The organism is Bifidobacterium sp. MSTE12 (assembly GCF_000513015.1).
In the GTDB taxonomy this organism is placed as follows: domain Bacteria; phylum Actinomycetota; class Actinomycetes; order Actinomycetales; family Bifidobacteriaceae; genus Bifidobacterium; species Bifidobacterium dentium.
The window spans coordinates 1-12,738 of the sequence record NZ_AZYA01000048.1 but is presented as its reverse complement, the minus strand read 5'-3'; the positions used below and the strand labels follow the sequence as shown (position 1 = coordinate 12,738).

The following is a 12,738-nucleotide window of genomic DNA, read 5'->3' as shown; positions in this document are numbered from 1 at the left end:
GGAATGGGGAAATGCATGCGTGACCGAATGCCGGTCTCGGCATCAGTCCGTTGGATCTCCCATCGCGTCTCGGTGTGCCAGGGTCGTATTCGCGTGAAGTTGCATTCTGCTTCACGGGAGCCCATACCGCGCCCACGCTATGCTGGTACGCAGAAAGTACACAGGGACTTGTGGTTGCCGGAAAGGGATGGCGTGAACTTCGAAGTATGGCCTGAAGCCGTTGAATTAGGGCGTATGTTTGCCGAAGAGGGTTATGAATTGGCATTGGTGGGAGGTCCTGTGCGTGACCTGCTGCTGCACCGCAAATCACATGATCTTGATTTCTGCACGTCGGCGCGTCCCGAACAATTCGAGCACATCCTGCGACGTTTTGGCCGTGACGGATTCTGGGACATGGGCCGCAAGTTCGGCACGCTGGGCGCAATGCGCCGCCGTGAGGATGGCACCGAGGTGAAGGTGGAGGTCACCACCTATCGTTCTGATACCTATGATCCGGATTCACGCAAACCGGAAGTCAATTATGGCGACACGTTGGAGGGAGACCTGTCCCGTCGTGATTTCACGGTGAACGCGATGGCGTTGCGTGTGCCGGATCTGGAATTCGTCGATCCGTTCGGCGGCGCGAACGACTTGGTCAAGGGTGTGCTGCGTACGCCGGTCAATCCCCGTCAGTCATTCGATGACGATCCGCTGCGTATGATGCGCGCGGTGCGTTTCGTGGCGCAACTCGGCTTCCGCATCGAGCCGGAAACCGCCGAGGCACTCTCAGATATGGTCGAACGCATCGATATCGTCTCCGCGGAACGTGTTCGCGACGAGCTGACGAAACTGCTGTTGTCAGATCGTCCGCGTGCGGGTATCGAGGCGTTGGTCGATTCCGGTCTTGCCGATATCGTCTTTCCGGAAATCCCGGCGTTGCAGCTGGAGATCGACGAACATCATCGCCATAAGGATGTATTCGAGCACACCATGATCGTTGTTGACCGTGCAGTGGCGTTGGAAACCGGCCCCGACGGTCCGGTGCCGGCCCCGGACCTCACCTTGCGTCTGGCGGCGCTCATGCACGACATCGGCAAGCCGAAGACCCGACGTTTCGAACCGGGCGGCAAGGTGAGCTTCCATCATCATGATGCCGTCGGCGCGAAAATGACGCGCAAACGTCTGAAAGCCTTACGTTTCGACCATCATATGATCGAAGACGTCAGCGAGTTGGTCAATCTGCATCTACGCTTCCATGGGTATGTGGAGGAGCCGTGGACCGATTCCGCGGTACGACGCTACGTCAAGGACGCCGGCCCGCTTTATGAGCGTCTGAATCGTCTGACACGTGCCGATGCGACCACACAGAACCGCCGCAAGGCCATGATTTTCTCGTCGGCCATGGATGAGATGGAACAGCGTGTACGGGACCTTAAGAAAAAGGAGGATTTCGACGCGATCAGGCCGGATCTCAATGGTGACGAGATTATGCAGCTGTTGGGCATCGAACCTGGTCCGATGGTAGGCAGGGCCTACAAGCACATGCTTGAATATCGTCTTGATAACGGTCCGGTCGAGCATGATGTCGCTGTGGCCGAACTGAATCGTTGGTACGCCGAACAGTGAAATGAATGCCCGCCTTCCCCTGATTGGGAAGGCGGGCATTCATTTCACGCCGCGGTCGGCACTCAGCCCTCCGGCGGGTTCACCGGATCGTGTTGATCTGCCTTCGGCAGATCCGTCAGCTTATCCGCGGCCACGCAGCCTTCGAAGCTCTCGATCTGCTTGCCTGCGGCCGGCACCTTCTTGGTGTCCTGCAGATTATCGAAGGTGGCTCCCACCACGATGTCGATCAGTTGGTCGGTGCGATCGTCCATGACCATCATGGCATCGGTGAAATTGCTATTCACCGTATATGCCTGATTGATGGCGTTCTTACCGAAGAAGATTATCGTGCGTTCCACCTTGGAGCTGGTGTAGTTGTCAGGTGTCTGGGTATTGAACTCGCGATTTTCCAGCGCGCCGCTGACCGCTTTGGCGAAGCCGATGAATTTCGTGCCGTTAAGCACGCGGACCGTAATGTTGCGGTTCTCCACATACTTGCCTTTGGAACCGTCCTGCTCGTTCACCGCACAGGGCACCTGTTGGCCGTAATTCGGTTGCACCGTGGCCGTTTTGACGGTGCCCAGGCCACCGACGTGGAAGAAGAACAACAGGGAGATCACCATGACCACGGCCATGATGGCGCCGATGATGGAGAACACCACCTTCTGACGGCGGCGTACATACTGTTTGCGTGCTTCGCGCTCGTCGATAGCTTGAGTCATTTGCGAGTTCCTTTTTCCAACGTCAATTGGTACCAACCTTACTGTCACGCAATGATATGCACAATCGGGACGGCCGGTGCCTGGGCCGCGATGATGCGGTCGACCGCGTGCCGCTCCCGCCATGCGAGACTTACGGATTCGGATGTCCTGTCATCCGGTACGAAAGCGATGACGGACGGTCCCGAGCCCGAGACGAATGCGTGGCTTGCACCAGCCTCAAGCGCCACTTCGATGGCCTGCCCGCTACGGGGATGCAGTGAGATCGCAGCCTGCTGCAGATGATTGTCATCACCTTCTCCGGCGCCGATCCGATCGAATGCCGCATATACTTCCGGCGTGCGTAATTCCGCACGATAGGCACCCACCAGCAAGCGTCCGGCAAAACCTCGGTCGGTCAGATCGCGTACGGTATCACCGTCCGATGGCAGCTCCTCGATTCGTTCGCCGAATCCCGTGCCGTGCGCATACCCTCCCGATAGGCAGAACGGCATATCGGCGCCCAAGGTGGCGGCGACCTGTTGGAGTCGGGCCAGCGGCCAATCAAGATTCCACAGCTTGTTCAACGCCAGCAATGTGGCAGCCGCATCGGCAGAACCGCCGGCAAGTCCGGCCCCGACCGGAATGCGCTTGTCGATGCTCAACGCCACATCCGGTTCATTGCCGCTGGCTTCGGCCAGGGCGAACAGGGCGAGTACGGCATGATTACGGCGCATATCGCTGCCGGATGATGCCAGGTCACCCAGATGCGCGCCTTCGAGATTGAGCGAGAACCCGGTTCCTGGCGCCTTACGTGCGACAGTGACAGTATCGTATACGCCGACTGCGCAATAGATGGTGTCGAGCTCGTGGCGGCCATTCCATTCGGCGCGAGGCGCGCCCACATGCAAGGTCAGATTGGTTTTCGCCGGGCAGTCGACGCTCACGGCTGAAGGCAGGGCGGTCATGCTGCGTTCACCTCGCCGGGAATGGCGTCAAGTGCCCGCGCCAGCGCTACGAATTCGTCGATGGTGAGCGTTTCGCCACGACGGGTCGGGTCGATGCCGGCCATATCGAACGCCTCATCGGGCACGAATCTTCTCAACGCGGCATGTAAGGTCTTTCTGCGCTGGCCGAAGGCGGCGTCAATCAGGCGGAATACCGTCTCACGCTTTGCCGCCGGGCCATCGGCGCTATCGGCGGCTGGCGTATGCCCGCCTTCGTAACGCTTGAACAATACCAATGCGGAATCCACGTTCGGTGCCGGCCAGAACACGTTACGACCGATGATGCCCGCACGTTCGGCCGTACCGTACCAGGCGAGCTTCACGCTTGGGGTGCCGTAGATCTTCGACCCCGGTTTCGCGGCCAGACGGTCGGCCACCTCCTTTTGCACCATCACCAGGAAGGAATGCAGATTGTCAAATCGTTCCAACAAGGTGAGCAGAATCGGCGTGGCCACGTTATACGGCAGGTTGGCCACCAACGTGAAGGTATCGTCGCCGCTGAAATCCGGCAGGTTCTCCGGTGAGACGGTCAATGCGTCACGATTGATCACACGGAAGCGTTCCACGGCATCCGGCATGAATTCGGCGATGGTGTTCGGCAGACGCTCGGCCAATGACGGGTCGATCTCCACGGCGGTCATTGACGCGCCGGTTTCCAGAATCGCCAAGGTCAGCGAGCCGAGACCCGGCCCGACCTCCAGCACATGATCGTCGGCCGTCACTGCGGCTTCGCGCACGATGCGACGTACGGTACCGGGGTCGATGACGAAATTCTGCCCGAATTTCTTGGTGGGGCTTATGCCGGCCTCGTCGGCAATGCGGCGAATGTCAGCGGCTCCCAGCAGATGGCCCTGCATGGCGTTATTGGTCGTGTGTTCAGTCATGTGTTCGTTGTTTCCGTTTTCCATCAGTACCAGCCATATTGTTCGGAATGCTCCCAGGCCTTCGTCGGATTGCCGTAGCGTTGCGCAATGTAATTCAGGCCCCAATCGATCTGCACGGCTGCGTCATCACGCCAGTTCGCGCCGAAAGAGGCCATCTTGCTGCCTGGCAGGGATTGCGGAATGCCGTACGCTCCGGATGACGCGTTCTCCGAATACCACAGCCAGCTGGATTCACGATTCCATAGTTTGACCAGATTGGTCCAATGCTGTCCGGTCCAGCCATACTGGGCTGCCGCGCCGGCCGCATAGGTCTGTGCCTGGGCAGCCGATGGATGGTAGAGTCGACAGCCGTCCGAAGGGTTCGTTGTCGTCTGTGTCTGTTGCTGTTGCTGTTGTTGTTGCTGTTGTTGTTGCTGTGTCGGCGTCGGCGTTGGGGTCGGTGTTTGCGTTGGCTCAGTGGTCGGAGTGGACGTCGAATCGTTCTTCTCGGAGGAATCGTTCTTCTTGTCGGTCGAATCCGAATCTTTCTTGTCCGACTCGTCTTTCTTGTCGGACTTGCTCGAATCACTGTCGTTGCTTCCGGAATCGGCCTGGCCGTTGTCGGCATCGGAGCTCTCGGTCTTTTCCGGACCGACGGCGATGATCTGATCGATGGCGATTTTCGTGGTCACCTCGTTGATCAGCTTTTCGCTTTCCTCAACGCCGTCCACATAGGTGACGTCATAGGTCTGCTGGATTTCGCCATCCTCGCCTTCCTGCCTTACCACGGCTTCGCCGGGCTGCAGACTCGCGTCGATGATGGTCTGGGTGCCGTGCGGCACGGTTTTCGTACGTGTCTGCTCGTCATGCGTTACGCGTTGCACGCGCAGAATGGTCTCGCCATTGTTTTTTTCGACGCTGACGCGATCCTCCTTGTTCAGGATGATTCCTTTGGAATCGAGAATGGAGGCCGCCGGCAGCTTGCCGTTGGGCGATACGGAACTTTTACCGTCGGCGATGACGGTCACCGGGCCGTTCTGATTGATGACCAGGCCTCCGGTGAGCTTGTTATAAACGTTATCGATGTTGACGGTGATCTTCGACGCCTCCGCTTCGTTCGCCTCGAAGAATCCAAGCAGCTGATCGGCGCTGGTCGCCACCGTCCAGAACGGCACTTCTTGGCCGTCGATGGTGACGGTGGTCTGATAGGCGCTGCGTACTGTCACTACAGAATGGTTTTGCAGGGTGCCGGATGATGTGGATTCCACCAGATCGTGGGTCTTCACCTTCACCTGCTGTTCCTGCAACAGACGGTCAACGCTCATCGCATACGTGGTCACGGTGGTGGTCTCGCCGTTCACCGTCAACGCCACCGTCTTGCGTGCCCCTACTCCGAATGCCAGCACCGAAGCGAGGGTGACCGTCGTGACGCAGATGACAACACGTACACGGCGTAGCATCACAAACCTCTGAGGGGTCCATCTTCTCGCCATAGCTCCTCTTTCCGATACAGGCATATAACGTCGCCATTCTAATGGTCGGTGCAGAATGAGAGACCGGTTTTTCCGGCGCATTGGCCATACCGCCACATTTTCGGGGATTAGAAAAAGAAAAAGGGGGCAGGAGAGAAGGGGATGTCCTGCCCCCTATATCGGGCGAGACAGGTTGGGGGACGCCTCGCCCGATTTCCAGAAGCCACAAGTTGGGGGAAGGCTTCTGGATTACTTACCCATGGTAAGAATTATTCCCGAGAGAAATCGGGTTCGAGCCTCCTGTCGGGATCGAACCGACGACCTGCCGCTTACAAGGCGGCCGCTCTGGCCATCTGAGCTAAGGAGGCTTGTTGTCACCTGCCGAAATGGATTTTCGAAAAGTGGAACGCTTGAATAGCATAACCAGCGCACCCAAAGCAGTCAACTCGACTTGTGCGCCTTAGGGCGCGCTGGTGGCTGGTCACTACTCGCCGGTGGTGACGGAAATCGGACCTTTCTTGGAACCGATGGACGGCATGTCGCCGGCGACGCCGACCTGATCCGCCTTGAGTCCGATGGCTTCGAGCAGGCCTTCAGCGGTGGTCATCTTGGCGGTCGACAGCTGGTTCATATCCCAGAACTTGCCGTTGATGGTCACCGTAGGCGTGGTCATGCTGCCCTTGTAGTTGCCGCTTACATTCCACAATTCGGAACGCTTCGGCGTATACGTGTCAATGGCGTCGAGCCAATCCTGATATTCGCGGTTGAACGCCTTGTCGGCGACATCCTTGGAAACGCCGGCCGCAATCATCTGCTTCTTGATCTTGGCGTCGCTCACCGACTTGTAGTTCGAGCCTTCCTCCGGCTGGAAGTCTTCGGCATACATCTTCTCCAAGAAGGAGATCAGATGCTCCGGATTGCTGTCATGCTCGGCCAGATACATGGCGGCGTTGGCTGCACGGCTGGAATATTCGTCGGTGGACCAGCGGTCCATGAACGCCATGAAATGCAGATCCAGGTTAATCTGACCCGCATCGATCATTTTCTGCAGATCCTCATCCAGCTGACGATGCAGATTGCCGCAACCGGGGCACAGGAAGTCCATATAGATGGCGATGGTCGGCGCGCCTTCCACGGATTTGCCGTAACCGTTCTTGGAAATCAGCAGGCCGCCCTTCTTGTCGACCAAAGTCGGCGTGTTCTTGACTTCCTGCAGTTTGTCATAGGCCTGCTCGACCGTGAGCTCATCCTGCGCATCGCTTGTCTTGTGTATGTTGTGATAGACGGTGAACGCGCCGATGGCGACGAGAATCACCAATACCGCCACCACGATGGCGCCGATCATCGTCTGCTGCTTGCGTTCCTTTTCCGCCTGTTCGGCACGCGCCTTGATGGCCGCGGCTTCGGCGGCCCTCCGCTCGGCGCGGCTCTCGCGCTTCTGCGCGTTCTTGTTGCTCTGGGCCATCCCATTCCTTTCCCAGTGATTGCGGCACCATGTTGCTGTGCACCATAGTAACGGCGAGACCTTATCGATACGTAAGGGAGATTCGGAGCGGTACGTCGCACGGTTTCGAGGGCGTTCGCCCGATAATGCTCGGCCGTCTACCGTGCGCCGCGTAATGACCCGGCGCCGAGCCGCATCACCATCGCGCCCGGCGCGATGGCTGCCACCAGCCAGCCGATTACGCCGAATCCCGCCTGTACGAGTCCACTTTGCGAAAGCGGTCCCTCGGTGAATGTCGGCAGGGGAACGGTCAGACCGAAAAGGTCGACATCGAGCAGCGCATATGGCAGATGCAAGGCAAGCGTGGATATAGCCAATCCCAATGCCATGATGATCACCATGATCAGCATGCGGGCACAGGCGTAGCCAAAGCCTTTGAGCATGTGCCAAGGCAGGCTGGCCACGCGGATGGCCCAATCGGATTTCCGTCGTTCGCCGCCTCGGCGGCCTTCGCGTTCAAGCTGTGACTCCACATTGCATCCGATGGTGAACAGCACCCAGCTGAGTGCCAAGGCCACGCCGAGCGCCATCCAAGGGGAGAGCAATGCGCAGATCGCCACCGGTATGGAGAGCAGAGCGCAGGGCAGCACGCCCCGCGACAGATATTCACCGCGTTTGACATCCGCGGGATTCGGCGGTTGCGGCACGTTCGGGTCGATTGCGTTCTGCGGCATGGCCGACGCGAATTGCGATGGCTGGCCGGCGACTACGTATGGCTGCGACGGCTGCTGCATCGGTAGTTGTTGGCTTTGCGCGATGTCGGCGTGCGGAATTACGGACGGCGGCAACGGTTGCGGTGCGGCCTGTGCCGTTGATTGATTCACCACGCGTTGCAAGGCCGGTTTGATGGTCGGGTCAACCTGCGTCGGTGCGATTTGCGGATTCCAGGCATCCTGCATCGGCATGGTCGGCATCGTTTGCGTTTGTTCGCCCCGCAAAGTCCGCGGAAGTGGTCGCGTGCCACCTTGTGTCGGTATGACGTCGGTGCCTGCATCCATGGTTCCAAGCGTCCTGGTAGGTGCGTCCGTGTCGGCGGCGATGACCTGCGTGGCCTCTCCGATTCGCGGCATGGTCTGCGTACCGATGGCGTCTTCTCCTCCGACGTCGTCCTGCAAATACCATAATGCGCGCGGGTTGGAGACGTCTCCTTGGGCGGATTCATCAAAAGGGGGCATCATCTCCGTCGCGTCACCTGCGGGCGGGGTTTGTGCAGACTGTTGTGCCTGTTGCCAAACCAGCGGGTTGAGTGCATCCAACGCAATCGCCTGCAGCAACGCATCCGGTGTGCAGCGCTTCGAACGGTCCGGATCGAGCGCCGATCGAAGCGCTGCCATGGTGCCGGCAGGCAATCCGGACAGGTTCGCATTACCGGCGGCCGCACGTTCCAGCACCGCCATCATCGGTTTCGTACCGAATACCGGCTCGCCGGTCGCGGCGAACGCCAATACCGACGCCACCGACCACCAGTCGGTCATCTCATCCGATTCGGTACCGTCAATGATTTCCGGCGCGATGAAGCCCGGTGTACCCATCACTAGGCCAGTGCGGGTCACATGGCTTTCACCCTCGCCCATGGCGATGCCGAAATCCACCAATACCGGGCCGGTGGTGGATACCATCACGTTCGTCGGTTTGATGTCGCGGTGCACGATGCCGGCCGCATGCACCGCCTTCACTGCTGCGATGAGCTTGCGGGACAGTCGCTCCAGATCATCGCCGACGTAACGGCCGTTGATGCGTACGTCTTCGCGCAGGTTCTTCCCCTCGATCAGCTCGGTGACGATGAATGCCAGGGCGTCGTCGAGTTCCATGTCGACGATGCCGCATACGCCGGGATGACGTACTTTCTGCAGCGACATCGCCTCACGACGCAGTCGTTCGCGGGCCGTCATCTGATCGCGGGAGGCCTCCGCCGAGGTGCCGTCTTCGGTCAGGGAGTCGCGCAGAATCTTCATCGCATACTGGTGACCGCCATCGTCCCGCACACGCCATACCGATCCCATCGCGCCCGAGCCAAGTCGGGCGATCAGCGTATAGCCGCCTACGAGGCTGCCCTCTTCCAGATTCAATGCGCTTAAGTCGCTCATGGCAACCATCGTACTTTGCGGCATCTTATTCTTGTCTCTCACGCGCTGAAAGGGTGTATTTTCCATGCAAATCATGCACGGAATACATGCAGATTATGCACGCGAATCGACAGGCTGGGAGAATGACTGACCCTTTTCGGACGGGGTTTGATGAAATCAAAACATCGGCATGAAGAGGTGTCCTCACTTCTTGGTGACGCAGCGGCGCGGGGCAGTGCCGTGTAGTCGCTTGGCTTCGACAACGGTATCGAGGCTGCATGTCGTTTGGTTATGAGAATCAAGGAGGAGACATACCATGCTGCAGATCAACATGGCTGACGTCATGAACGTTCTCGGTTCGCTGACGTCGTATCTGATTGCGATTGGCGTGTTGTTCGTGCTCGCGCTGATCATCACCTTCGCCGTCAACAGGAAGACGGTCAAGGAAATCGCAACCCGTAAAATCATCCATTCCGAATCTTGGATCGTGGCACTGGTCGGCATCGTCGTCGCCGTGTCCATGATGATGTCCGGTCCGTTGTCGACATTGCTGAACAATGCGACCATCACCAAGTACGAGCTTTCCGACACCACGGTATCCAAGGCCAACGAGCTGGCCAAGGAGGTGCAGTCGGAAGCGATTACCCTGCTCAAGAACGACGACTCCAACCTGCCGTTGTCCAACAAGAAGGTCAACGTGTTCGGCTGGGGCTCCACCAATCCGGTCTATGGCGGCACCGGCTCCGGTTCGATGAGCAAGCAGTATGCCACCACCTCCCTGCTCGATGGCATGAAGGAAGCCGGAATCGAGACCAATTCCGAATTGTCCAAGCTGTACACCGATTATCGTTCGGATCGTCCGGAAGTCGGCATGTGGGCGCAGGACTGGACCCTGCCTGAGGTTCCGGCCAAGCAGTATTCCGACAAGCTGATCTCCGACGCCAAGAGCTTTTCCGATGAAGCCGTCATCACCATCACCCGCGTCGGCGGCGAGGGTGCCGATCTTCCCACGAACATGAAGGCTGACGGTATCACCTATATCAACAATTCCAAGGATTATGAGGACTTTAAGGATGGTGAAAGCTTCCTGCAGCTTTCCCAGACCGAGCGCGACATGATCGACCTGGTCACCAAGAACTTCGATAAGGTCACGCTTGTCTACAACGGTGCCAACACCTTCCAGTTTGACTTCCTGTCCAACTATCCGCAGATCAAGTCCGTGGTATGGTGTCCGCCGGCAGGTCAGACCGGCTTCTCCGCCTTGGGCGACGTGCTCGCCGGCAAAACCAATCCTTCCGGAAAGACCTCCGATACCTTCCTCAAGGACCTGGCCACTTCCGTGTCGTACAACAACTTCGGCAAGTTCGAGTACACCAACATGGCGGACAAGGCCGCAAAGTATAAGGGCTTCACTGGCGATGACATCACTGCCATCCCGGCTTTCGTGAATTATTCCGAGGGCATCTATGTGGGCTATAAGTTCTACGAGACCGCTGCGGCCGAGGGGGCCATCGATTATGATTCCATGGTCGCGTTCCCGTTCGGCTATGGTCTGTCGTACACCTCGTTCGAGCAGAAGCTCAATGATGTGACCTATAAGGATGGCAAGGTCACCGTGGACGTGACCGTGACCAATACCGGCGACAAGGCCGGCAAGGACGTGGTCGAGGTCTACTACAACCCGCCATACACCGATGGCGGCATCGAGAAGGCCAGCACGAACCTGGTGGCGTTCGAGAAGACCAAGGAACTCAAGCCTGGTGCCTCCGAGACGGTGAAAGTCGAATTCGATGGTGACGACATGGCCTCCTATGACTACAAGGACGCGAAGGCATACGTGCTGGAGAAGGGCGACTACGACATCTCCATCCAGTCCGACTCGCATACCGTGATCGCCGATCAGAAGGTCACCGTGGATGACACCATCACCTATGATTCCGATTCGAACACGCATAGCGGTGACCAGACCGTGGCCACGAACCAGTTCGATGACGTCGCGGGCGATGTGACCTACCTGAGTCGTGCGAACCACTTCGCGAACTACAAGGAAGCCACTGCGGCTCCGACCAATTTCGAAATGTCCGACAAGGCCAAGGAGACCTTCTACAACAATTCGAATTACGATCCGACCAAGTTCGACGACGATTCCGACGAAATGCCGACCACCGGCGCCAAGAATGGTCTGAAGCTAGCCGATATGTATGGCAAGGACTATGACGATGCCGATTGGGACAAGCTTCTTGACCAGCTCACCTTCGATGATATGGACAACCTCATCGCCAACGGCGGCTATGGCACTCAGGCTGTGAAGTCCGTCGGCAAGGTCCAACTGACCGACGCTGACGGCCCGGCATCGCTGAACAACAACTTCACCGGCGTCGGTTCCATCGGTTTCCCTGCCTCCACTGCATTCGCCTGCACCTGGAACAAGGATTTGGCCAAGCAGTTCGGAGAGATGATTGGAGACATGGCTCATGACATGCATGTGGCTGGTTGGTATGCGCCGGCTATGAACATCCATCGCAATGCCTTCTCCGGTCGTACCTTCGAGTACTTCTCGGAAGATGCCCTGCTCTCCGGTGCCATGGCGTCCAATCAGATTGCCGGCGCCAAGGAAAAGGGTGTGTACTCCTTCATGAAGCACTTCGCCATGAATGATCAGGAGACTAAGCGTACCGAGATGCTCTGCACCTGGTCCAATGAGCAGGCCATGCGTGAGATCTATCTCAAGCCGTTCGAGATGAGTGTGAAGGAAGGCGGTGCACAGGCCGTCATGAGCGCCTTCAACTACATCGGTAACACTTATGCCGGTGGCGATGCCGCTCTGTTGAAGACCGTCCTACGCGACGAGTGGGGTTTCAAGGGCTTCGTCCTGACTGATTACTTCGGCGGTTATGGCTACCAGAACGCTGATCAGGAAGTGCGTGCGGGCAACGATGCGATGCTCGCCACCACTAAGATCACCAACCACATCACCGACAAGTCCGCGACTTCCGTGAAGGCAATGCGTCAGGCTGCTCACAACATCCTGTACACCGCAGCCAACAGCTGGCAGTATGCGGATGGCGAGCCGAAGGTGGCGACCCCGGTCTGGAAGACCGCCATGTATGTGGCTTGGGGCGTGACCGCGGTGCTGGCCCTTGCGCTCGAGGCTCTGACCATCAAGCGCTACATGGCCCGCAGGAAGACCGTGGCTACGGTCGAACCCGATAAGGCCGAGTAATCTCGTTTCCGTATCCCATAACTGAATGATCAGTGAATGATCAAGCCGGAAGTCAGCTGTTCGTGCAGTTGCTTCCGGCTTTTTTCATATCGGAAGTTCTTCGTTCGCCGCCCTTGCGCCTTGTGTAATCGGAAAAGGCTCGTTTCGGGCTTCGCGGCGCTTATGAGTTCATTGCTTTCATTTGCGATTGGCGTCGGTTGGCTTTGGCGTTTTGCCTTACGATGTGTGCGACACGCCGTTTGTTGTTCGGATGGCGTTCATCTGGACGTAGTTTTGCGGGGCTATTCTGGTGGTGTCGGTGATTTCCGGATGGTTTTCCCG

Annotated in this window: 8 protein-coding genes and 1 tRNA gene; 2 read left to right on the top strand and 7 right to left on the bottom strand. The window is 58.1% G+C overall.

The genetic code is table 11. The features are described 5' to 3' along the window. Positions 1-192: 192 nt before the first annotated feature. The gene (locus HMPREF1494_RS10640; RefSeq protein ID WP_034522893.1) at positions 193-1,605 is read left to right on the top strand and encodes a CCA tRNA nucleotidyltransferase; all 1,413 of its coding nucleotides are present in this window, start codon (positions 193-195) and stop codon (positions 1,603-1,605) included. Positions 1,606-1,667: 62 nt separating this feature from the next. On the opposite strand, the gene HMPREF1494_RS10635 is transcribed toward HMPREF1494_RS10640, so the two are convergent. The 7 genes from HMPREF1494_RS10635 to HMPREF1494_RS10605 form a co-directional block, all read right to left on the bottom strand. Then, positions 1,668-2,306 carry a LytR C-terminal domain-containing protein gene (locus HMPREF1494_RS10635; RefSeq protein WP_003843036.1) on the bottom strand — a complete coding sequence of 213 codons (639 nt, stop codon included), beginning with the start codon at positions 2,304-2,306 and terminating at the stop codon, positions 1,668-1,670. A gap of 44 nt (positions 2,307-2,350) precedes the next feature. Beyond that, positions 2,351-3,250 (bottom strand): 4-(cytidine 5'-diphospho)-2-C-methyl-D-erythritol kinase, encoded by a 900-nt coding sequence (locus tag HMPREF1494_RS10630; RefSeq protein WP_034522890.1) that lies wholly within the window; start codon positions 3,248-3,250, stop codon positions 2,351-2,353. After that, positions 3,247-4,197: a 16S rRNA (adenine(1518)-N(6)/adenine(1519)-N(6))-dimethyltransferase RsmA gene (gene rsmA, locus HMPREF1494_RS10625; protein WP_003838150.1), complete on the bottom strand. Its 951-nt coding sequence runs from the start codon at positions 4,195-4,197 to the stop codon at positions 3,247-3,249. Before rsmA ends, HMPREF1494_RS10630 begins: the two co-directional genes overlap by 4 nt. Beyond that, positions 4,197-5,645: a G5 domain-containing protein gene (locus HMPREF1494_RS10620; protein WP_034522886.1), complete on the bottom strand. Its 1,449-nt coding sequence runs from the start codon at positions 5,643-5,645 to the stop codon at positions 4,197-4,199. The genes rsmA and HMPREF1494_RS10620 overlap by 1 nt, the downstream gene beginning before the upstream one ends. A gap of 273 nt (positions 5,646-5,918) precedes the next feature. Then, positions 5,919-5,992: transfer RNA gene (locus HMPREF1494_RS10615), tRNA-Thr, on the bottom strand. A gap of 116 nt (positions 5,993-6,108) precedes the next feature. Further along, positions 6,109-7,089: a DsbA family protein gene (locus HMPREF1494_RS10610; protein ID WP_003843041.1), complete on the bottom strand. Its 981-nt coding sequence runs from the start codon at positions 7,087-7,089 to the stop codon at positions 6,109-6,111. 137 nt (positions 7,090-7,226) lie between these two features. Beyond that, positions 7,227-9,224 (bottom strand): serine/threonine-protein kinase, encoded by a 1,998-nt coding sequence (locus tag HMPREF1494_RS10605; protein WP_231495421.1) that lies wholly within the window; start codon positions 9,222-9,224, stop codon positions 7,227-7,229. A gap of 286 nt (positions 9,225-9,510) precedes the next feature. Between HMPREF1494_RS10605 and HMPREF1494_RS10600 the strand changes: the two genes are divergently transcribed. After that, the gene (locus tag HMPREF1494_RS10600; protein WP_034522868.1) at positions 9,511-12,417 is read left to right on the top strand and encodes a glycoside hydrolase family 3 N-terminal domain-containing protein; all 2,907 of its coding nucleotides are present in this window, start codon (positions 9,511-9,513) and stop codon (positions 12,415-12,417) included. Positions 12,418-12,738 lie beyond the last annotated feature (321 nt).

What these genes read in the sequence shown, in the direction of transcription:
- HMPREF1494_RS10635 (WP_003843036.1), bottom strand. Translation starts at nt 2,306, where the DNA reads ATGACTCAAGCTATCGACGAGCGCGAAGCACGCAAACAGTATGTACGC.
- HMPREF1494_RS10630 (WP_034522890.1), bottom strand. Translation starts at nt 3,250, where the DNA reads ATGACCGCCCTGCCTTCAGCCGTGAGCGTCGACTGCCCGGCGAAAACC.
- rsmA (WP_003838150.1), bottom strand. Translation starts at nt 4,197, where the DNA reads ATGGAAAACGGAAACAACGAACACATGACTGAACACACGACCAATAAC.
- HMPREF1494_RS10620 (WP_034522886.1), bottom strand. Translation starts at nt 5,645, where the DNA reads ATGGCGAGAAGATGGACCCCTCAGAGGTTTGTGATGCTACGCCGTGTA.
- HMPREF1494_RS10610 (WP_003843041.1), bottom strand. Translation starts at nt 7,089, where the DNA reads ATGGCCCAGAGCAACAAGAACGCGCAGAAGCGCGAGAGCCGCGCCGAG.
- HMPREF1494_RS10605 (WP_231495421.1), bottom strand. Translation starts at nt 9,224, where the DNA reads ATGGTTGCCATGAGCGACTTAAGCGCATTGAATCTGGAAGAGGGCAGC.
- HMPREF1494_RS10600 (WP_034522868.1), top strand. Translation starts at nt 9,511, where the DNA reads ATGCTGCAGATCAACATGGCTGACGTCATGAACGTTCTCGGTTCGCTG.